The following is a 25,290-nucleotide window of genomic DNA, read 5'->3' as shown; positions in this document are numbered from 1 at the left end:
GATGTCTGAAGCCCCTAAAAAGCGCTGGTACGTCGTTCAGGCGTTTTCCGGTTTTGAAGGCCGCGTAGCGACTTCGCTGCGTGAGCATATCAAATTGCACAACATGGAAGAGTTATTTGGCGAAGTCATGGTGCCGACCGAAGAAGTGGTCGAAATCCGTGGCGGCCAGCGTCGTAAAAGCGAGCGCAAATTCTTCCCGGGCTACGTGCTGGTCCAGATGGTCATGAACGATGCGAGCTGGCACCTGGTGCGTAGCGTTCCGCGCGTTATGGGGTTCATTGGCGGCACGTCTGACCGTCCGGCTCCAATCAGCGATAAAGAAGTTGATGCGATCATGAACCGTCTGCAGCAGGTTGGTGACAAGCCGCGTCCTAAAACGCTGTTCGAACCGGGTGAGATGGTCCGCGTTAGCGATGGTCCATTTGCCGACTTTAACGGTGTAGTTGAAGAAGTGGATTACGAAAAGAGCCGCCTGAAGGTTTCTGTATCTATCTTCGGTCGTGCTACGCCGGTCGAACTGGACTTCGCCCAGGTCGAAAAGGCTTAATAGCCAGGTTGTAAAAGCAGCGATTAATCGTTGCACAAGGCGCGAGATTGGCATACAATTTCGCGCCTTTTGTTTTTATGTGTCCTGTATACATAAAACGATTTATTCACGGGGAGCCTCGTTGAGGCGCTATAACCCACCAGAGGAAATTTAGATGGCTAAGAAAGTACAAGCCTACGTCAAGCTGCAGGTTGCAGCTGGTATGGCGAACCCAAGTCCACCGGTTGGTCCAGCTCTGGGTCAGCAGGGTGTTAACATCATGGAATTCTGTAAAGCGTTTAACGCCAAAACTGATTCCATCGAGAAAGGTCTGCCAATTCCGGTTGTTATCACCGTTTACGCTGATCGCTCTTTCACTTTCGTTACTAAAACCCCACCGGCTGCAGTTCTGCTGAAGAAAGCTGCTGGTGTCAAGTCTGGTTCCGGTAAGCCGAACAAAGACAAAGTGGGTAAAGTGACCCGTGCTCAGGTGCGTGAAATCGCAGAAACCAAAGCTGCGGACATGACTGGTTCTGACGTTGAAGCGATGACTCGCTCCATCGAAGGTACTGCTCGTTCCATGGGCCTGGTAGTGGAGGATTAAGAAATGGCTAAACTGACCAAGCGCATGCGCGTGATCCGTGACAAAGTTGATGCGACCAAACAGTATGACATCAACGAAGCCGTTGCTCTGCTCAAAGAGCTGGCCACTGCTAAATTCGTAGAAAGCGTTGACGTTGCTGTTAACCTCGGCATCGACGCTCGTAAATCTGACCAGAACGTACGCGGTGCAACTGTACTGCCGCACGGTACTGGCCGTTCAGTTCGCGTAGCCGTATTTGCCCAGGGCCCTAACGCTGAAGCAGCTAAAGCTGCTGGCGCAGAGCTGGTAGGTATGGAAGATCTGGCAGACCAGATCAAAAAAGGCGAAATGAACTTCGACGTTGTTATCGCCTCTCCGGATGCAATGCGCGTTGTTGGCCAGCTGGGCCAGGTTCTGGGTCCACGCGGCCTGATGCCTAACCCGAAAGTTGGTACTGTAACCCCTAACGTTGCTGAAGCGGTTAAGAACGCTAAAGCGGGTCAGGTTCGTTACCGTAACGACAAAAACGGCATCATTCACACCACCATCGGTAAAGTGGATTTTGACGCTGACAAACTGAGAGAAAACCTGGAATCCCTGCTGGTTGCGCTGAAAAAAGCGAAACCTTCTCAGGCGAAAGGCGTTTTCATTAAGAAAGTTAGCCTGTCCACCACCATGGGCGCAGGTGTTGCGATCGACCAGTCTGGTCTGAACGCGGTGGCGAATTAATAATCGCTGCTTTACGCGGGCGTTAGATTAGTCTAGAATCTTACGCCCGTTGCCTTGCTTGCAGGGCACACAGAATTTTCGGTTGGAGCCTGGCCTTATCCAGGCCTCCGTCCAAGACCGCAGGTGTTTCGCAAGAGGCTTAATTTCCTGCGTAGACGGTGACAGAACCTGAAGAATATTTTTGATAGTCTTTGGCTTGTTTCTGCTCACCGTATGTCGACGTTCATTATCGTTTTGGTAATGAGTGAAGTGAGTTCCGGGGGTAACCCGGCTAATATCCAGGAGCAAAGCTAATGGCTTTAAATCTTCAAGACAAACAAGCGATTGTTGCTGAAGTCAGCGAAGTAGCCAAAGGCGCGCTGTCTGCGGTTGTTGCGGATTCCCGTGGCGTTACCGTAGATAAAATGACTGAACTGCGTAAAGCAGGTCGTGAAGCTGGCGTTTACATGCGTGTTGTTCGTAACACCCTGCTGCGCCGCGTCGTTGAAGGTACTCAGTTTGAGTGCCTGAAAGACACGTTTGTTGGTCCAACCTTGATTGCATACTCTATGGAACACCCGGGCGCTGCTGCTCGTCTGTTCAAAGAGTTCGCGAAAGCGAATGCAAAATTCGAGGTTAAAGCTGCAGCCTTTGAAGGTGAGCTGATCCCGGCGGCCCAGATCGATCGCCTGGCAACTCTGCCAACTTACGAAGAAGCAATCGCACGCCTGATGGCAACCATGAAAGAAGCCTCCGCAGGCAAACTGGTTCGCACTCTGGCTGCTGTACGCGATCAGAAAGAAGCTGCTTAATAGCGCTTACTTTTCTAACGCATTTGCTTACGTATAAACTAATTCTGTTTTTCAGGAACAATTGTTATGTCTATCACTAAAGATCAAATCATTGAAGCAGTATCCGCTATGTCCGTAATGGACGTTGTAGAACTGATTTCTGCAATGGAAGAAAAATTCGGCGTTTCCGCTGCTGCTGCTGTAGCTGTTGCTGCAGGCCCGGCTGAAGCTGCTGAAGAAAAAACTGAGTTCGACGTCGTTCTGAAAGCTGTTGGCGCTAACAAAGTTGCCGTCATCAAAGCAGTACGTAGCGCGACTGGCCTGGGTCTGAAAGAAGCTAAAGACCTGGTTGAATCCGCTCCAGCTGCGCTGAAAGAAGGCGTGAGCAAAGATGACGCAGAAGCTCTGAAAAAATCTCTGGAAGAAGCTGGCGCTGAAGTTGAAGTTAAATAAGCCAACCTTTCCGGTTGCAGCCTGAGAAATCAGGCTGATGGCTGGTGACTTTTTAGTCACCAGCCTTTTTGCGCTGTAAGGCACCAGTAGCGTTTCACACTGTTTGGCTGCTGGTTTCCTTTCAATGCTTGTCTCTATCGACGACTTAATATACTGCGACTTTCTACGCCGGGAGTTCCGGGGTAAAGCGTAGCGAAATGGTTTAAGAGTGATAGAAACAGGTATTGCGGGAAGTGTTCCACTTTCCGGTCCACAAAATAGTGTTGCACAAACTGTCCCTTCGTCGGACAGATGGGTCGACTTGTCAGCGAGCTGAGGAACCCTATGGTTTACTCCTATACCGAGAAAAAACGTATTCGTAAGGATTTTGGAAAACGTCCGCAAGTGCTGGACATTCCTTATCTCCTTTCTATCCAGCTTGACTCGTTCCAGAAGTTTATCGAGCAAGATCCTGAAGGGCAGTACGGTCTGGAAGCAGCTTTCCGTTCCGTGTTCCCAATCCAGAGCTACAGCGGCAATTCGGAACTGCAGTACGTCAGCTATCGTCTTGGCGAACCAGTTTTCGATGTCAAAGAGTGTCAGATCCGTGGCGTGACGTATTCTGCTCCGCTGCGCGTAAAACTGCGTCTGGTGATCTACGAGCGTGAAGCGCCGGAAGGCACCGTAAAAGACATTAAAGAACAAGAAGTCTACATGGGTGAAATTCCACTCATGACTGACAACGGTACGTTTGTTATCAACGGGACTGAGCGCGTTATCGTTTCTCAGTTGCACCGTAGCCCAGGCGTGTTCTTTGACAGTGACAAGGGTAAAACCCACTCTTCAGGGAAGGTGCTGTATAACGCACGTATCATTCCTTACCGTGGTTCCTGGCTGGATTTCGAATTCGACCCGAAAGACAACCTGTTCGTACGTATCGACCGTCGCCGCAAACTGCCAGCGACCATTATTCTGCGTGCGTTGAACTACACCACTGAGCAGATCCTCGATCTGTTCTTTGAGAAAGTTAATTTCGAAATCCGTGACAACAAGCTGCAGATGGAACTGGTGCCGGAACGCCTGCGTGGCGAAACTGCATCCTTTGACATCGAAGCTGACGGCAAAGTGTATGTCGAAAAAGGCCGCCGCATTACCGCGCGCCACATTCGCCAGCTGGAAAAAGACGATATCAAGCTTATCGAAGTTCCGGTTGAGTACATTGCTGGCAAGGTCGCGGCTAAAGACTACGTTGATGCTTCTACCGGCGAACTGATTTGCCCGGCGAACATGGAACTGTCTTTGGATCTGCTGGCTAAGCTGAGCCAGTCCGGTCATAAGCGTATCGAAACGCTGTTTACCAACGACCTGGATCACGGCGCTTATATATCCGAGACCATCCGCGTCGACCCAACCAACGATCGCTTAAGCGCGCTGGTTGAGATCTACCGCATGATGCGTCCTGGCGAGCCACCAACGCGTGAAGCGGCTGAAAGCCTGTTCGAGAACCTGTTCTTCTCCGAAGACCGCTATGACCTGTCTGCGGTTGGTCGTATGAAGTTCAACCGTTCTCTGCTGCGTGATGAAATCGAAGGTTCAGGCATCCTGAGCAAAGACGACATCATCGAGGTTATGCGTAAGCTTATTGGGATTCGTAACGGCCAGGGCGAAGTGGATGATATCGACCACCTCGGCAACCGTCGTATCCGTTCCGTAGGCGAAATGGCGGAAAACCAGTTCCGCGTAGGCCTGGTACGTGTTGAGCGTGCGGTGAAAGAGCGTCTGTCTTTAGGCGATCTGGATACCCTGATGCCTCAGGACATGATCAACGCCAAGCCTATCTCTGCCGCAGTGAAAGAGTTCTTCGGTTCCAGCCAGCTGTCTCAGTTTATGGACCAGAACAACCCGCTGTCTGAGATTACGCACAAACGTCGTATCTCCGCACTCGGCCCGGGTGGTTTGACCCGTGAGCGCGCAGGCTTTGAAGTACGTGACGTACACCCAACCCACTACGGTCGTGTATGTCCAATCGAAACGCCTGAAGGTCCGAACATCGGTCTGATCAACTCCCTGTCTGTTTATGCGCAGACCAACGAATACGGCTTCTTAGAAACGCCGTATCGTCGCGTAGTTGATGGCGTGGTAACAGACGAGATTCATTACCTGTCTGCTATCGAAGAAGGTAACTATGTTATCGCCCAGGCGAACACCAACCTGGATGAAGAAGGCCGTTTCGTAGACGACCTGGTTACCTGCCGTAGCAGAGGCGAATCAAGCTTGTTCAGCAACGACCAGGTTGACTACATGGACGTTTCCACCCAGCAGGTGGTTTCTGTCGGGGCAAGCCTGATCCCGTTCCTGGAACACGATGACGCCAACCGTGCATTGATGGGTGCGAACATGCAACGTCAGGCGGTTCCAACGCTGCGCGCTGATAAGCCGCTGGTTGGTACCGGTATGGAACGTGCTGTAGCCGTTGACTCCGGCGTTACCGCCGTAGCCAAACGTGGCGGTACCGTTCAGTACGTGGATGCTTCCCGTATCGTTATCAAAGTTAACGAAGACGAGATGCATGCGGGCGAAGCAGGTATCGACATCTATAACCTGACTAAGTACACCCGTTCTAACCAGAACACCTGCATCAACCAGATGCCGTGTGTCTCTCTGGGCGAACCTATTGAACGCGGCGATGTGTTAGCAGACGGTCCGTCTACTGACCTCGGTGAGCTGGCGCTTGGCCAGAACATGCGCGTAGCGTTCATGCCGTGGAACGGTTACAACTTCGAAGACTCCATCCTCGTTTCCGAGCGTGTGGTTCAGGAAGATCGTTTCACTACTATTCACATCCAGGAACTGGCGTGTGTCTCTCGTGACACCAAGCTGGGGCCAGAAGAGATTACTGCGGACATCCCTAACGTGGGTGAAGCAGCGCTCTCCAAGCTGGATGAATCCGGTATCGTTTATATCGGTGCTGAAGTGACCGGCGGCGACATTCTGGTTGGTAAGGTAACGCCGAAAGGTGAAACCCAGCTGACGCCAGAAGAGAAGCTGCTGCGCGCCATCTTCGGTGAGAAAGCGTCTGACGTTAAAGACTCTTCTCTGCGCGTACCAAACGGCGTTTCCGGTACCGTTATCGATGTGCAGGTCTTTACCCGCGATGGCGTGGAAAAAGACAAGCGCGCGCTGGAAATCGAAGAGATGCAGCTGAAGCAGGCTAAGAAAGACCTGACTGAAGAACTGCAGATCTTTGAAGCTGGTCTGTTTGCCCGTATCCATGCGGTGCTGGTTGCCGGCGGCGTTGAAGCTGAAAAGCTCGACAAACTGCCTCGTGACCGCTGGCTGGAACTGGGTCTGAGCGATGAAGAGAAGCAAAACCAGCTCGAGCAGCTGGCGGAGCAGTACGACGAGCTGAAGCACGAGTTTGAGAAGAAACTCGAAGCCAAGCGCCGCAAAATCACCCAGGGCGATGACCTGGCACCTGGCGTGCTGAAAATCGTGAAAGTGTATCTGGCCGTTAAGCGTCAGATCCAGCCTGGTGACAAGATGGCAGGTCGTCACGGGAACAAAGGTGTTATCTCCAAGATCAACCCGATCGAAGATATGCCTTACGATGAAAACGGCACGCCGGTAGACATCGTACTGAACCCGCTGGGCGTACCGTCTCGTATGAACATCGGTCAGATTCTGGAAACCCACCTGGGTATGGCTGCGAAAGGCATCGGTGAGAAAATCAACGCGATGCTCAAACAGCAGCAGGAAGTCGCTAAGCTGCGCGAATTCATCCAGAAAGCGTATGACCTGGGTACAGACGTTCGTCAGAAGGTTGATCTGAATACCTTCAGCGACGAAGAAGTTCTGCGCCTGGCTGAAAACCTGAAAAAAGGTATGCCGATTGCTACTCCGGTATTCGACGGTGCGAAAGAGTCTGAAATCAAAGAGCTGCTGCAACTCGGCGGTCTGCCATCTTCTGGCCAGATTACCCTGTTCGACGGCCGTACCGGTGAACAGTTTGAGCGTCAGGTAACCGTAGGTTACATGTACATGCTGAAACTGAACCACCTGGTTGATGACAAAATGCACGCGCGTTCTACCGGTTCTTACAGCCTGGTTACTCAGCAGCCGCTGGGTGGTAAGGCTCAGTTCGGTGGTCAGCGCTTCGGTGAGATGGAAGTGTGGGCGCTGGAAGCATACGGCGCTGCCTATACCCTGCAGGAAATGCTGACCGTTAAGTCTGATGACGTGAACGGCCGTACTAAGATGTATAAAAACATCGTGGACGGCAATCATCAGATGGAACCGGGCATGCCGGAATCCTTCAACGTACTGTTGAAAGAGATCCGTTCGCTGGGTATCAACATCGAGCTGGAAGACGAGTAATCGTTGCTCAAAAGGTCCAGGGTGCCCGGCTAACGCCGGGCATCACAGAGTGCTAACTCCGACGGGAGCAAATCCGTGAAAGACTTATTAAAGTTTCTGAAAGCGCAAACTAAAACCGAAGAGTTTGATGCGATCAAAATTGCTCTGGCCTCGCCAGACATGATCCGTTCATGGTCTTTCGGTGAAGTTAAAAAGCCGGAAACCATTAACTACCGTACGTTCAAACCTGAGCGTGACGGTCTGTTCTGCGCCCGTATTTTTGGGCCAGTAAAAGACTATGAGTGCCTGTGCGGTAAGTACAAGCGCTTAAAACACCGTGGCGTAATCTGCGAGAAGTGCGGCGTTGAAGTGACCCAGACTAAAGTGCGTCGTGAGCGCATGGGCCACATCGAACTGGCTTCCCCAACTGCGCACATTTGGTTCCTGAAATCGCTGCCATCCCGTATCGGCCTGCTGTTAGATATGCCGCTGCGCGATATCGAACGCGTGCTGTACTTCGAATCTTATGTCGTTATCGAAGGCGGGATGACCAACCTCGAGCGTCGTCAGATCCTGACTGAAGAGCAGTATCTGGATGCGCTGGAAGAGTTCGGTGACGAATTCGATGCGAAGATGGGTGCGGAAGCTATTCAGGCCCTGCTGAAAAGCATGGATCTGGAGCAGGAGTGTGAAACTCTGCGTGAAGAGCTGAACGAAACCAACTCCGAAACCAAACGTAAAAAGCTGACCAAGCGTATCAAGCTGCTGGAAGCGTTCGTGCAGTCTGGCAACAAGCCAGAGTGGATGATCCTGACCGTTCTGCCGGTTCTGCCGCCGGATCTGCGTCCGCTGGTACCGCTGGACGGCGGTCGTTTCGCCACGTCGGATCTGAACGATCTGTATCGTCGCGTTATTAACCGTAACAACCGTCTGAAGCGTCTGCTGGATCTGGCCGCGCCTGACATCATCGTACGTAACGAAAAACGTATGCTGCAGGAAGCGGTAGATGCCCTGCTGGATAACGGCCGTCGCGGTCGTGCGATCACCGGTTCTAACAAGCGTCCTCTGAAATCTTTGGCCGATATGATCAAAGGTAAGCAGGGTCGTTTCCGTCAGAACCTGCTGGGTAAACGCGTTGACTACTCCGGTCGTTCTGTTATCACCGTAGGTCCATACCTGCGTCTGCATCAGTGCGGTCTGCCGAAGAAAATGGCGCTGGAGCTGTTCAAACCGTTCATCTACGGCAAGCTGGAGCTGCGTGGTCTTGCTACCACCATTAAAGCCGCGAAGAAAATGGTTGAGCGCGAAGAAGCGATCGTCTGGGATATCCTGGATGAAGTTATCCGCGAACACCCGGTACTGCTGAACCGTGCGCCAACCCTGCACCGTTTGGGTATCCAGGCATTTGAACCGGTACTGATCGAAGGTAAAGCTATCCAGCTGCACCCGCTGGTTTGCGCGGCCTATAACGCCGACTTCGATGGTGACCAGATGGCAGTACACGTTCCGCTGACGCTTGAAGCCCAGCTGGAAGCGCGTGCGCTGATGATGTCTACCAACAACATCCTGTCCCCTGCGAACGGCGAGCCAATCATCGTTCCTTCTCAGGACGTTGTACTGGGTCTGTACTACATGACCCGTGACTGTGTTAACGCCAAAGGCGAAGGCATGGTGCTGACCGGCCCGAAAGAAGCTGAGCGTATTTATCGCGCAGGCCTGGCCTCTCTGCATGCGCGTGTAAAAGTGCGTATCACCGAGTATGAAAAAGATGCAAACGACGAGTTCGTTGCGAAAACCAGCCTGATCGATACGACCGTTGGCCGTGCGATTCTGTGGATGATCGTACCGAAAGGTCTGCCTTTCTCCATCGTCAACCAGGCGCTGGGCAAGAAAGCTATCTCCAAAATGCTGAACACCTGTTATCGCATTCTGGGGCTGAAGCCGACCGTAATCTTCGCTGACCAGACAATGTATACCGGCTTTGCTTATGCAGCGCGTTCAGGCGCATCCGTTGGTATCGATGATATGGTCATCCCGGAGAAGAAAACTGAAATCATCTCTGAAGCCGAAGCAGAAGTTGCTGAGATTCAGGAGCAGTTCCAGTCCGGTCTGGTTACCGCAGGCGAGCGTTACAACAAAGTTATCGATATCTGGGCTGCGGCGAACGATCGCGTATCCAAAGCGATGATGGACAACCTGCAAACTGAAACCGTTATTAACCGTGACGGCCAGGAAGAGCAGCAGGTTTCCTTCAACAGCATCTACATGATGGCCGACTCCGGTGCGCGTGGTTCTGCGGCACAGATTCGTCAGCTGGCAGGTATGCGTGGTCTGATGGCGAAACCAGATGGTTCCATCATCGAAACGCCAATCACCGCGAACTTCCGTGAAGGTCTGAACGTACTCCAGTACTTCATCTCGACCCACGGTGCTCGTAAAGGTCTGGCGGATACCGCACTGAAAACGGCGAACTCCGGTTATCTGACTCGTCGTCTGGTTGACGTCGCGCAGGACCTGGTTGTGACCGAAGATGACTGCGGTACGCACGAAGGCATCCTGATGACGCCGGTTATCGAAGGTGGCGACGTTAAAGAACCGCTGCGCGATCGCGTTCTGGGCCGTGTTACGGCTGAAGACGTGCTCAAGCCCGGCACTGCAGATATTCTGGTAACCCGTAACACCCTGCTCAACGAGCAATGGTGTGACCTGCTGGAAGCTAACTCTGTTGACAGCGTAAAAGTACGTTCCGTAGTAGGTTGCGAAACCGACTTCGGCGTGTGTGCACACTGCTACGGTCGCGACCTGGCACGTGGTCACATCATCAACAAAGGTGAAGCCATCGGGGTTATCGCGGCACAGTCCATCGGTGAGCCTGGTACACAGCTGACGATGCGTACGTTCCACATCGGTGGTGCGGCATCCCGTTCCGCTGCTGAATCCAGCATTCAGGTTAAGAACAAAGGCAGCATCAAGCTCAGCAACGCGAAGTCGGTTGTGAACTCTACCGGCAAGCTGGTGGTGACGTCCCGTAACACCGAGCTGAAGCTGATCGACGAATTCGGTCGTACCAAAGAGAGCTATAAAGTTCCTTACGGTGCGGTAATGGCGAAGGGCGATGGCGAGCAGGTTGCAGCGGGCGAAACCGTAGCGAACTGGGATCCGCACACCATGCCGGTTATCACCGAGGTAAGCGGCTTCATTCGCTTCACCGACATGATCGACGGCCAGACCATTACTCGTCAGACCGACGAACTGACCGGCCTGTCATCCCTGGTGGTTCTGGATTCCGCAGAACGTACCGCGGGTGGTAAAGACCTGCGTCCGGCGCTGAAGATTATTGATGCTCAGGGCAACGACGTGCTGATCCCAGGCTCCGATATGCCTGCCCAGTACTTCCTGCCGGGTAAAGCGATTGTGCAGCTGGAAGATGGCATTCAGATCAGTGCGGGTGATACCCTGGCGCGTATTCCTCAGGAATCCGGCGGTACCAAGGATATTACCGGTGGTCTGCCGCGCGTTGCTGACCTGTTCGAAGCGCGTCGTCCGAAAGAGCCTGCGATCCTTGCTGAAATCAGCGGTATCATCTCGTTTGGTAAAGAAACCAAAGGCAAACGCCGTCTGGTTATCTCCCCAATCGACGGCAGCGATGCTTACGAAGAGATGATTCCGAAATGGCGCCAGCTGAACGTGTTCGAAGGTGAACGCGTGGAGCGCGGTGACGTGGTTTCCGATGGTCCAGAGTCTCCGCACGACATTCTGCGTCTGCGTGGCGTCTATGCTGTGACCCGTTACATCACCAACGAAGTGCAGGACGTTTACCGTCTGCAGGGCGTTAAGATTAACGATAAGCACATCGAAGTCATCGTGCGTCAGATGCTGCGTAAAGCAACCATCGTTAACGCCGGCAGCTCCGACTTCCTGGAAGGCGAGCAGGCTGAATACTCCCGCATCAAGATCGCTAACCGCGAACTGGAAGCGAACGGCAAGATCAACGTCTCCTATGCACGCGATCTGCTGGGTATCACCAAAGCCTCTCTGGCAACCGAGTCCTTCATCTCCGCGGCGTCGTTCCAGGAGACCACTCGTGTGCTTACCGAAGCAGCCGTTGCGGGTAAACGTGACGAACTGCGCGGCCTGAAAGAGAACGTAATCGTGGGTCGTCTGATCCCGGCCGGTACCGGTTATGCGTACCACCAGGATCGTATGCGCCGTCGGGCTGCGGGTGAAATCCCTGCGGCACCTCAGGTTACCGCTGAAGACGCTTCTGCAAGCCTTGCAGAACTGTTGAATGCAGGCCTGGGCGGCAATGACAACGAGTAATCGTTCGTGAGCCAACGCTAAATTAAAAACCCGCTTCGGCGGGTTTTTTTATATGCTTTTTCCGACAACGGACGTAATTATTCTTCGGCGATAAAACGCAGCGTCCCTGCCTGACGCTCTGGTTTACCGGTATCGCTGGTATGATTTACGCCGTCCATCACAGGTACTTCCGGAAAGTCGAACGGGCTTATTCCCTCCAGGCAGGCCACGTTCACCCCATACTGATTCTGATTAGAACGCCGCTGATGATGAGTGTAGATTCCGCAACGCGAGCAGAAAAAATGTTGCGCGGTGCCGGTATTAAATCGATAGCTGGTCAGCATCTCTTCTCCCTGCAGGATAACGATCCCACCCATTTCCGCAGAAGCAACCACGGCACCGCGCATACGACAATACGAACAGTTACAGCGGCGTACAGAACGAAGGCCATCACTTAGCGTGGCTGCAAAACGTACGGCCCCGCAGTGGCATTTTCCGTTCAGGATAGTTGTATCTTCAGCCATTTCTCATGCTCCTGTTATTTAGCGCTGCGCCCCGGGTTTAACACTAAAAAAGCATAGAACAATAACGGATAAGTTTTGTGACGATGGAAGCAGGCGTTACGTAAGGAGCTTTAAAGCGGGAAATAAAAATGCCCGCCGGGCGAGCATTTTCATGTCTGAACAGGGATGCAATCAGTTAATGAGCGGCAGGCGGCGGTACAGCTCAATCATATCGCCTGCCAGATCCTGAATGACCATGGCATTCATCAGGTGATCCTGCGAGTGAACGGTGATCAAATTAACAGGCAGTTTGCCGGAACCTTCGTCCAGGCCGATAAGCTGGGTTTGAATTTTGTGAGCATGCTTCACAAATTCCCGGGACTCTTCCATCGCTTGCTCTGCCGCGTCGAAATCTCCTTTGCGCGCGAGCTGCAATGCCGTCAGTGCCTGGCTACGTGCGCTACCGGCGTTGACCAGCAACTCCATGATAATTGATTCTAAATCTTCCACGTCTTCATCACTCCATCAGTTTTAAAGCTTTATCGAGCACCACGTCGCCTTTCATCATGCCGTAATCCATCATATCGATAACGGCGACGGTTTTGCCCATCGGCTCGGCGATAGCCTGAAGCCTGGCGTGCTCATATTTAACCTGAGGACCGAGAAGCACAACGTCAGCGGCGTCGATATTGTCTTTGAATTCTGCAACAGGAACAGCCTTGATAGAAACCTCAATTCCTTTCTTTGACGCTGCGTCTTTCATTCGTTGAACCAGAATGCTGGTAGACATACCTGCAGCACAACACAAAACGATATTTTTCATAATCTGCTCTCAGTGTCCGTTGGATAGAGAGATAATTATCCGTGGGACGGCACTCCAACAACCGCTTTAACGTGATTGTGTGTCAGGTATCACAAAAGAATCGTCGAAATCCTGAAACCGGTTACAGCGCTTGTTTTTCCGTAAAAAAGTCTGTGCTGAATTCGCGAAGGGCGGGGCGGTAATGGGAAGGGAAGGTTGCCACCCCGGTCGGATGCAAAGTCCGACGGAGTGACAATATTTTTTGCAGCTCGTTACGGCAACGCCGGGTTACAGCCTTTTCGGCAGCGCCCTGAAACTTATTGCTCTCTGGCGCAAAATTACATCGTTACTGCGAGGTTCTTCCCAGAAAACTATCCCAGTCTTTCCAGACGGGCTGTAAGCCGGAGCGGGATAAAGCAGCCGCGACCTGCGACGGCGTCCGTCCATCGTGCGGAGCAAATTGCTCAAGCTCAGGATGGTTATCGGCATAGCCTCCCGGCTGGGTTTTAGAAAATGCGCTCACGTTATTAATGGCAATCGGAATAACGCTGTCGCGAAACCACGGTGATTCGCGGGTAGACAGCGAAAGCTCGACGTCGGGCGCCAGCAGGCGAAAAGCGCAGATAGCCTGTACCAGTTGGCTTTCGCTCATCACCGACGCGGGTTCCGTTCCGCCGGTGCAGGGCCGCAGGCGAGGAAACGAAATTGAATAACGGCTTTGCCAGTAATGTTGCTGGAGCCAGAGCAGGTGCTCCGCCACCATAAAACAGTCGGTACGCCAGCTATCCGACAGCCCGATCAGCGCCCCGAGCCCGATTTTATCTATCCCTGCGCGACCCAGCCGATCCGGCGTTTCCAGGCGCCAGAAGAAATCCTGCTTGTTGCCCTTCAGATGGTGCTGCGCGTACACCGCCTGATGATAGGTTTCCTGGTAAACCATCACGCCGTCCAGGCCGAGCGTTTTCAGCTCCGCATATTCATGCTCGTCCAGCGGCTGCACTTCCATTTGCAGCGAGCTGAAGCGGCTGCGGATTGCGGGCAGATGCTGGCGGAAATAATCCATGCCCACTTTGCTCTGGTGTTCGCCGGTGACCAATAGCAGATGCTCAAATCCCAGCGTGCGTATCGCCTCGCATTCTCTTGCAATCTCATGCTCGTCCAGCGTCTTGCGCTTAAGCTTATTGCTCATTGAAAAACCGCAATAGGTACAGTCGTTGGCGCAGAGATTAGAAAGATACAGCGGCACATAAAAACTGACGGTGTTGCCGAAACGCTGACGGGTCAAACGCTGTGCCTGTTGAGCGAGCGGTTCGAGATAGCGGCTGGCCGCCGGAGAAAGCAGGGCCATAAGATCGTCGCGGGTCATTTTCCGGCTGCCTAGCGCCTGCTCAACGTCTGCCGACGTTTTGCTGTTGATGCGTAGCGTGATGTCGTCCCAGTCCAGCTCGCGCCAGCGGTCGGTGAAAGTGGCCGCCATCACGCGCCCTCCTGGCTGAACTGAAGAAACTGCGTTAACGGGCTGGAAGCCTGAGCCCGCTGGTGGCGCGAACCCAATCCTGCCTGCGAAGCAGTAGCGCCGGCCTCTACCGCCAGCCGGAAAGCTCGCGCCATCTGCACCGGATCGCGTGCTACGGCAATCGCGGTATTCACCAGAACGGCAGAAGCGCCCATTTCCAGCGCTTCGGCGGCATGGCTCGGGGCGCCAATTCCCGCATCCACAACTACTGGCACCGTTGCCTGCTCGATTATCATTTCCAGCAGAGCGCGCGTCTGCAAACCCTGATTTGAGCCAATGGGCGCCCCGAGCGGCATCACGGCGGCGCATCCCGCTTCTTCCAGGCGCCGGCACAAAACCGGATCCGCGCCGCAATACGGCAGCACGACAAACCCCTGTCTGACGAGCATGTCGGCCGCTTTCAGCGTTTCGATGGGATCGGGCATCAGGTAGCGCGCATCCGGGTGGATTTCCAGCTTTATCCAGCGCGTGCCAAGCGCTTCGCGGGCCAGCCGTGCTGCAAATACGGCTTCATCCGCGGTTTTCGCGCCGGAGGTATTAGGCAGCAGCTGCACGCCTGCCGCCAGCAGCGGAGCGAGAATCGCGTCGTTATCCTTTTTTAAATCGATGCGTTTCATCGCCATCGTTACCAGCTGCGAGCCGGAGGCGCGAATGGCGTCGGCCATCACCTCAGGTGATGAGAATTTCCCGGTCCCGGTAAACAGGTGGGAAGAGAACGTTTTATCAGCAATCTGCAGCATATCAACCTCCGGCAATGGCCTGAAAAAGCAGGATCTGGTCGCCATCGCGCAGCAAATGGTCATCCCAAAGCTCCCGTGGAACGATCGTCTGGTTTATGGCCAGCGCGACGCCCGGCTTGAGTAAACGTAAGTTTTCCAGCAGCTTCGCCAGCGTAAGGTTATCGGCACATTGCATTGGTTCATCGTTAAACTGGATGCGCATCTGCTCCCCCACAAACCGGACACCGGGCGGCCTTTTGCATGCTCAGCGCGCGCCAGCTATGCTGACGGGCGTCGAACAGCCGCAGTGAACCACTCGCGGGCACCATGCCGGTGAGCAGTTTGATGGCTTCAAGCGCCTGCAGCGTGCCCATCACGCCGACGACGGGACCCATCACGCCCGCGGTACGGCAGTTTCGCTCCGGCTCGTTCTCGTCCGGCCAGACGCAGCGATAACAGCCGTTGTCCCAGGGCGGCGTTAGCACCATCAGCTGCCCGCCAAAGCCCACGGCGCTGGCAGAAATTAGCGGTTTATTTTGCGTAACGCAGGCAGCGTTAATCGCCTGGCGTGTGGCCATATTGTCGCTGCAGTCAAGGACCAGGCTGGCGTTGCCGACCGCCTGACCGAGCGGCTCCCCATGCAAACGCTCGCTTATTATCTGTAATTCGATACCAGGATTAAGCTGCTGAAGATGGCGCCGGGCCGCCTGCGATTTTGGCTGGTCGATATCCTGCGAAGTGAACAGGATCTGGCGCTGGAGATTACTGATATGCACGTTGTCATCGTCCGCCAGAATCAGCGTGCCAACGCCCGCGGCGGCAAGATAAAGCGCAGCCGGAGAGCCTAACCCGCCCAGCCCAACGATGAGAACGCGGCTGGCGAGCAGTTTTTTCTGCCCCTCAAGCGCGACATCCTCAAGCAGCAGCTGGCGGCTGTAGCGCATAAAATCAGCGTCATTCATCGCCTGCTCCTGCGAGTTCAAGCAGCTGCGCCGTTGCCACGCGCCAGTCTGCCGCCTGTGTTATAGCGCTGACAACCGCTACGCTACCCACGCCTGTCGCGAGCACGGCAGGAACACGGTCAATGCTGATGCCGCCAATCGCCACGGTTGGATAAGCGCCAAGGGTTTTGACATGCGCGGCGAGCTGCGCCAGCCCTTGTGGAGAAGAAGGCATCCGTTTGGTTTGGGTCGGAAAGACATGTCCGAGCGCGATGTAAGAAGGACGCGCAGCCAGCGCGCGCTCCATTTCCATATTATCGTGCGTGGAAAGCCCCAGACGCAGCCCCGCTTCGCGAATGGCATCCAGATTTGCCACCTCCAGATCCTCCTGGCCCAGATGAACGCCATAAGCGCGGTGCTTGAGAGCCAGCCGCCAGTAATCGTTAATGAACAGCCGCGCTTCAAAGCGCTGGCCGAGCCTGATGGCGGCGATAACGTCGGCTTCGACCTCCTCGTCACGTTTGTCTTTGATGCGTAACTGGAGGGTGCGAACGCCCGCCTCAAGCAGGCGGGCAATCCATTCCACGCTATCCACAACCGGGTAAAGCCCCAGCCGCTGCGGTACGGCAGGAAAGGCGGGAGCAGGCGTCATACTTCCTCCTGGCGCAGGTAAATCTCACCGCCTTTGGCGCGGAAGGAGTGCGACATATCTTCCATGCCGACCTCAATGGCTTCCTGCTTCGCGGCGAAATCGCGGATTTCCTGTGAGATCTTCATTGAACAGAATTTCGGGCCGCACATTGAGCAGAAGTGGGCGACTTTGCCCGACTCCTGCGGCAGCGTTTCGTCGTGCCAGGCGCGTGCGGTGAAGGGATCGAGCGCCAGGTTAAACTGATCTTCCCAGCGGAATTCGAAACGCGCTTTCGACATGGCGTTATCGCGAATCTGCGCGCCGGGATGGCCTTTTGCCAGGTCTGCGGCGTGCGCCGCAATTTTGTAAGTAATCAGCCCCTGCTTAACGTCCTCTTTGTTTGGCAGGCCCAGATGCTCTTTTGGCGTGACGTAGCAAAGCATCGCGCAGCCAAACCAGCCGATCATCGCCGCGCCAATACCTGACGTAAAGTGATCGTAGCCGGGTGCGATATCGGTCGTTAGCGGTCCGAGAGTGTAGAACGGCGCTTCGTGGCAGTGCTCCAGTTCTTCCGTCATGTTGCGGCGGATCATCTGCATCGGCACGTGCCCCGGGCCTTCAATCATCACCTGAACGTCATATTCCCAGGCGATTTTTGTCAGCTCGCCCAGCGTATGCAGCTCGGCGAACTGCGCTTCATCGTTGGCATCCTGAATGGAGCCCGGGCGCAGGCCATCGCCCAGCGAAAGCGAAACGTCATAGGCGGCGCAGATTTCGCAGATTTCGCGGAAATGCTCGTAGAGAAAGTTCTCCTGATGATGAGACAGGCACCACTTCGCCATAATTGAGCCACCGCGTGAGACGATGCCGGTGAGGCGTTTAGCGGTCATCGGCACGTAGCGCAGCAGCACGCCCGCATGGATGGTAAAGTAGTCAACGCCTTGCTCGGCCTGCTCCAGCAGCGTATCGCGGAACATTTCCCAGGTCAGCTGTTCGGCGATACCGTTTACTTTTTCCAGCGCCTGATAAACTGGCACGGTGCCGATTGGCACCGAACTGTTACGTAAAATCCATTCGCGGGTTTCATGAATATAACGGCCGGTGGAGAGATCCATCACCGTATCCGCACCCCAGCGGGTGGACCAGACCAGTTTTTCCACTTCCTCTTCAATAGAAGAGATCACCGCCGAGTTGCCGATGTTGGCGTTGACCTTCACAAGGAAGTTGCGTCCGATAATCATCGGTTCAGATTCAGGATGGTTGATGTTGGCGGGGATAATCGCCCGGCCTGCCGCCACTTCGTCGCGCACAAATTCCGGCGTAATGTTTTCCGGCAGGCGGGCGCCAAAGCCTTCGCCCGGATGCTGGTGGCGTAAGACGGTATCGCGAATACGCTCGCGCCCCATATTTTCGCGCACGGCGATAAACTCCATCTCTGGCGTGACCATACCTTTCCGGGCGTAATGCAGCTGGGTCACGCGTTGGCCGGTTTTAGCGCGGCGCGGCGTGAGGCGGTTTGCAAAGCGCAGATCGTCCAGGCCGTCGTCAGCCAGGCGCTCTTTGGTGTAAGCGGAGCTGCGATCGGTCAGCGTTTCGCAGTCGTCGCGTTCTTCAATCCAGCCGCTGCGTAACGGCGAAAGACCGCGCAGCACATCGATGGCGATATCCGGATCGCCGTACGGGCCGGAGGTGTCGTAAACCGGCACCGCGTCGTTGGGTTCGTAGTGTGGATTATCTTTGCTGCCGCCCGTCATCGTTGGGCTGAGCTGGATTTCACGCATCGGCACGCGGATATCTTCCCGCGAGCCGGTCAGGTAGATGCGCTGCGAGCCAGGGAAAGCGGTGCCTTCGAGCGTATTGATAAAATGCTGGGCGGCCGCGCGTTGTTCGCGACGAGTTGGTTTTTTTTCAGATGCAGACATAGCTCATTCCAGTGTTTTTCAGGAGTGGCTTGTCAGACGACGGATGGAGTAATGGATATGGGATAACCGAAGAACGGATGCACCCAAAGGCAGAATTACTCTTGTTCCCTTCGCAGGTTTTAACCTGATCAGGTTCCGCGGATCCCGAATTAACGGTCTCAGCCGGTGCTTTCGCACTCGGCACTCCGACAAGAAGAAACCCGTATTGCTACGGATCGGTTTGTAACTTACTCGTTAACAGCGCAGAACTCAAGCCGGGCGTGCAAGGCCGCTGGCATCGTTTGCGCTGCTGTGCAGGTTGTTGGCGTAGGCCAGCTCAATGAGCTTATCTTCCAGCGAGAAACGTACTTCCAGCGCCTCACCGATGCCAGACAGCGCCTGCTGGAACTCAATGCAGTTATCATCATCAATGGCGCTTTCCAGATTGGTATCGTAGAACTCCATGATCTGCTGAGTATTGGCTTCCAACTGCGGGTAGATTTGCGTGGCGGCTAAAAGTGGACTGGCGCCTTCCATTTCGTCGGTAATGCGCTCATAAATATTGAAATGCCCGGCGGAAAGGTAATCGACAAGATTGTGGCAAAACGTATCCAGTGCCTTTTCATCAAGCGCGGAATGCGATTCCTTGTTAGGCTTGATCCCGACCATGTTGTAATACGCCACCAGCAACTGTTTGCGGGCATAAAGCCATTGGTCGACTAACTCATTACTACCACCAACGCGCTCAGTCAGACTCTCTAACTGGTTAAGCATGATTGACTCCGTGAGTTATAAGATTTAACGCAAACTTACCCAAAAAACTGTAACGACTATCATTTATACCAGTGTCGAAGGGGATGTGCACCAGGTTATGGAACGTGTAATTCAAAAATCAGACCATGGCTGGTTTATCGTCAGCCACGAGCAAAAATTGTGGCTGCCAAAAGGCGAGCTGCCTCATGGCGCGGCAACAGACTTTCAGCTCGACGGCGTGGAAGGCAGGCACATCGGCGAATGGGAGGGCGAGCCGGTCTGGCTGGTTCAGCAAAATCGCCGCCAGGAGATGGGCTCGGTGCGGCAGGTCATCGATCGGGACGCCGGTTTGTTCCAGCTGGCAGGACGCGGCGTACAGCTTGCTGAATTCTATCGTTCCCATAAGTTTTGCGGCTATTGCGGGCACGAGATGCACGCAAGCAGAACCGAGTGGGCCATGCTGTGCAGCCACTGTCATGAACGCTATTACCCGCAAATCGCTCCCTGCATCATCGTGGCGATTCGCCGCGACGATCATATTTTGCTGGCCCAGCATACGCGCCATCGCAACGGGGTTTATACCGTACTGGCCGGATTCGTTGAGGTTGGTGAAACGCTCGAACAGGCCGTCGCCCGTGAGGTGATGGAGGAGAGCAGCATCCGGGTGAAAAACCTGCGTTACGTGACCTCGCAGCCCTGGCCTTTCCCGCAATCGTTGATGACGGCGTTTATGGCGGAATATCACAGCGGTGACCTTAAAATCGACCCGAAAGAGTTGCTGGATGCGCAATGGTATCGCTACGACCAGCTGCCGCTCATACCTGCTGCCGGCACCGTGGCGCGTCGTTTGATTGAGGATACCGTTGCTGCCTGTCGGGCGGAGTACGGGACGTGGTAAACTGGCGGCATACAGCCAAAGGAAATGCAAACATGACTGAACTGAAGAACGATCGTTACCTGCGCGCCCTGCAGCGACAGCCTGTAGATATCACGCCGGTATGGATGATGCGGCAGGCGGGACGTTATCTGCCGGAATACAAAGCTACCCGCGCTCAGGCCGGCGATTTTATGTCGCTGTGCAAAAATGCCGAACTGGCCTGCGAAGTGACCCTGCAGCCGCTGCGGCGTATGCGGCTTGATGCGGCGATCCTCTTCTCTGATATCCTCACCGTGCCGGATGCGATGGGGCTTGGTCTCTATTTCGAAGCGGGTGAAGGCCCGCGCTTCACCTCGCCGGTTACCAGCCGTGCCGACGTGGAAAAGCTGCCGATTCCCGATCCGGAAGATGAGCTGGGCTATGTGATGAACGCGGTACGCACCATTCGTAAAAACCTGGCAGGCCAGGTGCCGCTGATCGGCTTCTCCGGTAGCCCGTGGACGCTGGCGACCTATATGGTGGAAGGCGGCAGCAGCAAGGCTTTCACCGTCATCAAAAAAATGATGTATGCCGATCCGCAGGCCCTGCATCTGCTGCTTGATAAGCTGGCGCAAAGCGTCACGCTGTATCTTAACGCCCAGATCAAAGCAGGCGCGCAGGCGGTGATGATTTTCGATACCTGGGGCGGCGTATTGACCGGGCGCGACTATCAGCAGTTCTCCCTCTATTACATGCACAAAATTGTCGACGGCCTGCTGCGTGAAAACGAAGGCCGCCGCGTGCCGGTAACGCTGTTTACCAAAGGCGGCGGACAGTGGCTGGAAGCCATGGCGGAGACCGGCTGTGACGCGCTGGGCCTGGACTGGACGACGGACATCGCCGACGCCCGCCGTCGCGTAGGTCATAAAGTTGCCCTGCAGGGAAATATGGACCCGTCTATGCTTTATGCTTCACCTGCCCGCATTGAAGAAGAAGTTTCGACGATCCTGGAAGGATTCGGCAAGGGCGAAGGGCATGTCTTTAACCTTGGCCACGGCATTCACCAGGACGTGCCGCCGGAACATGCGGGTGCGTTTGTTGAAGCCGTTCACCGCCTGTCCGGGCGGTATCATCAGTAAAAAGGAGAAGGAATGGATCTTGCAGCGCTTCGTCAGCAACAGATCGAACTGGCCTCAAATGTGATCCGCGAGGATCGCTTTGCCGTTGAGTCTCCGGCGCTTATTGCCGGCGCCGATGTGGGATTTGAGCAGGGCGGTGAAGTCACGCGTGCCGCCATCGTGCTGCTAAAATACCCTTCTCTGGAGCTGGTGGAATACAAAATAGCGCGTATTAATACCACCATGCCTTATATCCCGGGCTTCCTGTCATTTCGTGAATATCCCGCGCTGCTTGCGGCCTGGGAGATGCTTTCGCAGAAGCCCGATTTGCTCTTTGTCGATGGGCACGGCATCTCGCACCCGCGTCGTCTCGGCGTTGCCAGCCACTTTGGGCTGCTGGTAGATGTGCCAACCATCGGCGTCGCCAAAAAGCGGCTATGCGGGCGCTTTGAGCCACTGGGCGATGAAATCGGTGAGAAACAGCCGCTCATCGATAAAGGCGAGCAGCTTGCCTGGGTCTGGCGCAGCAAAAAACGTTGCAATCCTCTCTTCGTGGCGACCGGGCACCGTGTGAGCACCGACACCGCGCTGCTATGGGTGCAAAGATGCATGGCGGGTTACCGTTTACCGGAGCCTACACGTTGGGCGGACGCCGTTGCATCAGGCCGTCCGGCTTTCGTGCGGTGGCAAGCAATTCAAGGGGGATTAGGGTAAACTGCCGCTAATTTTCCGTCTTTGAGACATCTTTATGTTACAAAACCCAATTCATTTGCGCCTGGAGAGGCTGGAAAGCTGGCAGCACGTCACTTTTATGGCTTCTTTATGCGAGCGCATGTATCCCAACTACGCCATGTTCTGCCAGCAAACCGGCTTTGGCGATGCCCAGCTTTATCGTCGTATTGTCGATCTCATCTGGGAAACGCTGACGGTAAAAGACGCGAAGGTGAATTTTGAGAATCAGCTGGAAAAACTGGAAGAGGCAATTCCCTCCGCTGACGACTATGATATTTACGGCGTCTGGCCGGCTATCGATGCCTGTGTGGCGCTGAGCGAATTGCTTCACTCTCGTCTTTCAGGCGAAACGCTGGAGCACGCTATCGAAGTCAGCAAGTCCTCAATCACCACCGTAGCGATGCTCGAAATGACGCAGGCAGGTCGTGAAATGACCGATGAAGAGCTGCGGGCGAACCCGGCGGTGGAAGAGGAATGGGACATTCAGTGGGAGATTTTCCGCCTGCTGGCCGACTGCGAAGAACGAGATATCGAGCTGATCAAAGGATTACGCGCGGACCTTCGCGAGGCCGGCAGCAGCAACATCGGTATAAATTTGCAGCAGTAAGACAACAAAACGTGACCTACAGTCTGATTTGTAGGGCCTGGAGGCTTCCAATTAGCCCCCCGTCTGGTCTACATTTGTGGGGCGAAAAAAAGTGGCTATCGGTGCGTGTATGCAGGAGAGTGCTTTTCAGGCATTTCCGTCGCACTCGATGCTTAGCAAGCGATAAACACATTGTAAGGATAACTTATGAACAAGACTCAACTGATTGATGTAATTGCTGACAAGGCTGACCTGTCTAAAGTACAGGCTAAAGCTGCTCTGGAATCCACTCTGGCTGCAATTACTGAGTCTCTGAAAGAAGGTGATGCTGTACAACTGGTCGGTTTCGGTACCTTCAAAGTGAACCACCGTGCTGAGCGTACTGGCCGCAACCCGCAGACCGGTAAAGAAATTAAAATCGCCGCGGCTAACGTGCCGGCATTTGTTTCTGGTAAAGCGCTGAAAGACGCAGTTAAGTAATTAACGCGTGTCGGTGAACAGTTTTAGCAGAGGGGCGGTTTCGCCCCTTTTGTCTGTCTGGCGTCCGCTGGCGGCGTTAACGGGCGCGCTGCTGCTCACGGCGTGTAACAGTCATCCTCTCCCTCCGTTTACCGCCAGCGGCTATGTAGCCGATCGGGGCGTGGTGCGCATCTGGCGTAAAGATAACAGCGACGGTTCGGTACATATGCTGACAGCGTTTAGCCCGTACGGAAACGGCGCCACCACAACGAACGAATACCGCTGGCAGGGCGATAGCCTGGTCTTTATCGAGCAGAGCATCCAGGGCAAGCAGCCCGAACACAGTAAAGTGCGTTTTGACGATCGCGGCGAGCTGAGCTTTATGCAGCGCGAAGTGAGCGGCCAGAAACAGCAGCTCTCCAGAGAACAGATAGCGCTGTACCAGTATCAGGCTTCCCGGACAAAAGCGACCAGTGAAGCGCTGCGGATCGGGAAAGTGGTATTGCGGCAGGGGCGCTGGCATCGCGATGGAACGGTAACGACCTGTGAAGGAGAAACCTTCAGTCCGCAGCTGGACAATCCATCCCTGAGCCATATCGCGCGTCGCCAGAGCCATTCGTCGCTGGAGGTCAGCATTGCCTGGCTGGAAGCGCCGGATGGGTCACAGCTTTTGCTGGTGGCGAACGAGGACTTCTGCTCCTGGCAGCCGAAACCCGCCGACTTCTGAGCATAAAAAAACCGCCACGCGGGCGGTTCAGATAATGCATTACGCTGTTACTTCTCGTTTTCACGCTCAATGGCGCGATAGCCGATATCTGAGCGACTAAAGCTGCCGTCCCAGTGGATATCCTTCATCAGCTCGTAAGCGCGCTTCTGAGCCTGCGCTACGGTATCGCCAAGCGCCGTCACGCACAGCACGCGGCCGCCGCTGGTGGTGACCATATCGTCTTCACGCAGTCTGGTTCCGGCGTGGAAAACTTTGCCATCGGCCACTTCTTCGAGCGGCAGGCCGTGGATCACATCACCGGTGCGGTACTCTGCCGGATAACCGCCGGCTGCCATGACAATGCCCAGAGCAGGACGCTCATCCCACTTTGACGTTGTCTCGTCGAGTTTACCCTCGCAGGCTGCAAGGCACAGTTCAACCAGATCGGACTGCAGGCGCAGCATGATAGGCTGCGTTTCCGGGTCGCCGAAGCGGCAGTTAAACTCGATAACTTTAGGGTTGCCCTGCTTATCGATCATCAGGCCCGCATACAGAAAACCGGTATAGGTATTACCTTCCGCCGCCATACCGCGAACGGTTGGCCAGATAACCAGATCCATTGCGCGCTGGTGAACTTCATCGGTGACCACCGGAGCAGGGGAGTAAGCGCCCATGCCGCCAGTGTTTGGGCCAGTATCGCCATCGCCTACGCGTTTGTGATCCTGGCTGGTTGCCATCGGCAGCACATTCTCACCGTCGACCATGACAATAAAGCTGGCTTCTTCGCCGTCGAGAAACTCTTCCACCACGATACGGTGCCCGGCATCGCCAAAGGCGTTGCCTGCCAACATATCGTTAACGGCAGCTTCGGCTTCTGCCAGCGTCATCGCCACGATCACGCCTTTGCCCGCGGCAAGTCCGTCGGCCTTGATAACAATAGGCGCGCCTTTTTCGCGGATGTAGGCCAGCGCCGGTTCCACTTCGGTGAAATTCTGATATTCGGCAGTAGGGATTTTGTGGCGAGCCAGGAAATCCTTAGTAAAGGCTTTAGAGCCTTCTAACTGCGCGGCTCCCTGCGTTGGGCCAAAGATTTTCAGGCCGGCTGCGCGGAACGCATCCACCACGCCGATAACGAGCGGCGCTTCAGGGCCAACAATCGTCAGATCGATTTTTTCAGCCTGGGCAAAGCTGAGCAGCGCCGGAATATCGGTTGGATTAATCGCTACATTTTGCAGCGCAGGCTCCAGAGCCGTACCCGCATTGCCCGGTGCGACAAACACGGTTCGTACCAGCGGCGACTGCGATGCCTTCCAGGCCAGCGCGTGTTCGCGCCCGCCGTTACCAATCACTAAAATTTTCATTCGTTAAGGCTCCG

At 54.7% G+C, this 25,290-nt stretch carries 24 protein-coding genes and 1 riboswitch; of the genes, 13 read left to right on the top strand and 11 right to left on the bottom strand.

The window, feature by feature from the left end; all coding sequences use genetic code 11:
* Position 1: 1 nt before the first annotated feature.
* The 7 genes from nusG to rpoC all read left to right on the top strand — a co-directional run bounded on the left by nusG (position 2) and on the right by rpoC (position 11,713).
* The gene (nusG, locus tag WLO31_RS19820; protein ID WP_002438628.1) at positions 2 to 547 is read left to right on the top strand and encodes a transcription termination/antitermination protein NusG; all 546 of its coding nucleotides are present in this window, start codon (positions 2 to 4) and stop codon (positions 545 to 547) included.
* A 154-nt stretch (positions 548 to 701) separates the two neighbouring features.
* Complete coding sequence (gene rplK, locus WLO31_RS19815) at positions 702 to 1,130, top strand: 50S ribosomal protein L11 (protein WP_435928228.1); 429 nt, start codon at positions 702 to 704, stop codon at positions 1,128 to 1,130.
* A 3-nt stretch (positions 1,131 to 1,133) separates the two neighbouring features.
* The gene (gene rplA, locus WLO31_RS19810) at positions 1,134 to 1,838 is read left to right on the top strand and encodes a 50S ribosomal protein L1 (RefSeq protein WP_435928227.1); all 705 of its coding nucleotides are present in this window, start codon (positions 1,134 to 1,136) and stop codon (positions 1,836 to 1,838) included.
* Positions 1,839 to 2,131: 293 nt separating this feature from the next.
* Positions 2,132 to 2,629, top strand: a complete 498-nt coding sequence (rplJ, locus tag WLO31_RS19805; RefSeq protein WP_012882962.1) for a 50S ribosomal protein L10 — start codon at positions 2,132 to 2,134, stop codon at positions 2,627 to 2,629.
* A gap of 66 nt (positions 2,630 to 2,695) precedes the next feature.
* The gene (rplL, locus tag WLO31_RS19800; protein WP_435928226.1) at positions 2,696 to 3,061 is read left to right on the top strand and encodes a 50S ribosomal protein L7/L12; all 366 of its coding nucleotides are present in this window, start codon (positions 2,696 to 2,698) and stop codon (positions 3,059 to 3,061) included.
* A gap of 324 nt (positions 3,062 to 3,385) precedes the next feature.
* Positions 3,386 to 7,414 (top strand): DNA-directed RNA polymerase subunit beta, encoded by a 4,029-nt coding sequence (gene rpoB, locus WLO31_RS19795; protein WP_435928225.1) that lies wholly within the window; start codon positions 3,386 to 3,388, stop codon positions 7,412 to 7,414.
* A 75-nt stretch (positions 7,415 to 7,489) separates the two neighbouring features.
* Positions 7,490 to 11,713 (top strand): DNA-directed RNA polymerase subunit beta', encoded by a 4,224-nt coding sequence (rpoC, locus tag WLO31_RS19790; RefSeq protein ID WP_435928224.1) that lies wholly within the window; start codon positions 7,490 to 7,492, stop codon positions 11,711 to 11,713.
* Positions 11,714 to 11,790: 77 nt separating this feature from the next.
* Here the strand turns inward: rpoC and WLO31_RS19785 are convergent, their stop codons facing one another.
* The 10 genes from WLO31_RS19785 to rsd form a co-directional block, all read right to left on the bottom strand.
* Positions 11,791 to 12,216, bottom strand: a complete 426-nt coding sequence (locus WLO31_RS19785) for a GFA family protein (protein WP_435928223.1) — start codon at positions 12,214 to 12,216, stop codon at positions 11,791 to 11,793.
* Positions 12,217 to 12,387: 171 nt separating this feature from the next.
* Positions 12,388 to 12,705 carry a PTS lactose/cellobiose transporter subunit IIA gene (locus WLO31_RS19780; RefSeq protein ID WP_435928222.1) on the bottom strand — a complete coding sequence of 106 codons (318 nt, stop codon included), beginning with the start codon at positions 12,703 to 12,705 and terminating at the stop codon, positions 12,388 to 12,390.
* A gap of 7 nt (positions 12,706 to 12,712) precedes the next feature.
* Positions 12,713 to 13,018, bottom strand: coding sequence for a PTS sugar transporter subunit IIB (locus tag WLO31_RS19775; RefSeq protein ID WP_435928221.1), 306 nt, complete (start codon positions 13,016 to 13,018; stop codon positions 12,713 to 12,715).
* A gap of 325 nt (positions 13,019 to 13,343) precedes the next feature.
* Complete coding sequence (gene thiH, locus WLO31_RS19770; protein WP_435930675.1) at positions 13,344 to 14,474, bottom strand: 2-iminoacetate synthase ThiH; 1,131 nt, start codon at positions 14,472 to 14,474, stop codon at positions 13,344 to 13,346.
* Positions 14,474 to 15,253 carry a thiazole synthase gene (locus WLO31_RS19765; RefSeq protein ID WP_435928220.1) on the bottom strand — a complete coding sequence of 260 codons (780 nt, stop codon included), beginning with the start codon at positions 15,251 to 15,253 and terminating at the stop codon, positions 14,474 to 14,476. The genes thiH and WLO31_RS19765 overlap by 1 nt, the downstream gene beginning before the upstream one ends.
* A gap of 1 nt (position 15,254) precedes the next feature.
* Entirely contained in the window at positions 15,255 to 15,455 is a 201-nt protein-coding gene (gene thiS / locus WLO31_RS19760) for a sulfur carrier protein ThiS (protein WP_435928219.1), read from the bottom strand.
* Positions 15,439 to 16,194 carry a HesA/MoeB/ThiF family protein gene (locus WLO31_RS19755; RefSeq protein ID WP_435928218.1) on the bottom strand — a complete coding sequence of 252 codons (756 nt, stop codon included), beginning with the start codon at positions 16,192 to 16,194 and terminating at the stop codon, positions 15,439 to 15,441. The genes thiS and WLO31_RS19755 overlap by 17 nt, the downstream gene beginning before the upstream one ends.
* Positions 16,187 to 16,825: a thiamine phosphate synthase gene (gene thiE / locus WLO31_RS19750; RefSeq protein ID WP_435928217.1), complete on the bottom strand. Its 639-nt coding sequence runs from the start codon at positions 16,823 to 16,825 to the stop codon at positions 16,187 to 16,189. The genes WLO31_RS19755 and thiE overlap by 8 nt, the downstream gene beginning before the upstream one ends.
* Entirely contained in the window at positions 16,822 to 18,726 is a 1,905-nt protein-coding gene (gene thiC, locus WLO31_RS19745) for a phosphomethylpyrimidine synthase ThiC (RefSeq protein ID WP_435928216.1), read from the bottom strand. Before thiC ends, thiE begins: the two co-directional genes overlap by 4 nt.
* Before the next feature lie 88 nt (positions 18,727 to 18,814).
* Positions 18,815 to 18,924: riboswitch (TPP riboswitch) on the bottom strand.
* 51 nt (positions 18,925 to 18,975) lie between these two features.
* On the bottom strand, positions 18,976 to 19,479 hold the full coding sequence (gene rsd, locus WLO31_RS19740) for a sigma D regulator (RefSeq protein WP_435928215.1): 504 nt from the start codon (positions 19,477 to 19,479) through the stop codon (positions 18,976 to 18,978).
* 97 nt (positions 19,480 to 19,576) lie between these two features.
* Between rsd and nudC the strand changes: the two genes are divergently transcribed.
* From nudC to WLO31_RS19710, 6 genes are all read left to right on the top strand, one after another.
* Positions 19,577 to 20,356, top strand: a complete 780-nt coding sequence (gene nudC / locus WLO31_RS19735) for an NAD(+) diphosphatase (RefSeq protein ID WP_435928214.1) — start codon at positions 19,577 to 19,579, stop codon at positions 20,354 to 20,356.
* A gap of 32 nt (positions 20,357 to 20,388) precedes the next feature.
* Positions 20,389 to 21,453, top strand: a complete 1,065-nt coding sequence (gene hemE, locus WLO31_RS19730; RefSeq protein ID WP_435928212.1) for a uroporphyrinogen decarboxylase — start codon at positions 20,389 to 20,391, stop codon at positions 21,451 to 21,453.
* Positions 21,454 to 21,465: 12 nt separating this feature from the next.
* The gene (nfi, locus tag WLO31_RS19725; protein WP_435928211.1) at positions 21,466 to 22,146 is read left to right on the top strand and encodes a deoxyribonuclease V; all 681 of its coding nucleotides are present in this window, start codon (positions 21,466 to 21,468) and stop codon (positions 22,144 to 22,146) included.
* A 34-nt stretch (positions 22,147 to 22,180) separates the two neighbouring features.
* Positions 22,181 to 22,771, top strand: a complete 591-nt coding sequence (locus WLO31_RS19720; protein WP_435928210.1) for a YjaG family protein — start codon at positions 22,181 to 22,183, stop codon at positions 22,769 to 22,771.
* A 186-nt stretch (positions 22,772 to 22,957) separates the two neighbouring features.
* Complete coding sequence (gene hupA, locus WLO31_RS19715) at positions 22,958 to 23,230, top strand: nucleoid-associated protein HU-alpha (protein ID WP_002445246.1); 273 nt, start codon at positions 22,958 to 22,960, stop codon at positions 23,228 to 23,230.
* A gap of 13 nt (positions 23,231 to 23,243) precedes the next feature.
* Complete coding sequence (locus WLO31_RS19710; RefSeq protein ID WP_435928209.1) at positions 23,244 to 23,936, top strand: DUF1481 domain-containing protein; 693 nt, start codon at positions 23,244 to 23,246, stop codon at positions 23,934 to 23,936.
* Between the two features lie 47 nt (positions 23,937 to 23,983).
* On the opposite strand, the gene purD is transcribed toward WLO31_RS19710, so the two are convergent.
* Positions 23,984 to 25,276 (bottom strand): phosphoribosylamine--glycine ligase, encoded by a 1,293-nt coding sequence (gene purD, locus WLO31_RS19705; RefSeq protein WP_435928207.1) that lies wholly within the window; start codon positions 25,274 to 25,276, stop codon positions 23,984 to 23,986.
* Positions 25,277 to 25,290: the final 14 nt, after the last annotated feature.

It is taken from the genome of Dryocola sharpae (genome assembly GCF_051307055.1).
Classification (GTDB): Bacteria; Pseudomonadota; Gammaproteobacteria; order Enterobacterales; family Enterobacteriaceae; genus Dryocola.
This window is presented reverse-complemented; position numbering and strand designations above follow the sequence as displayed.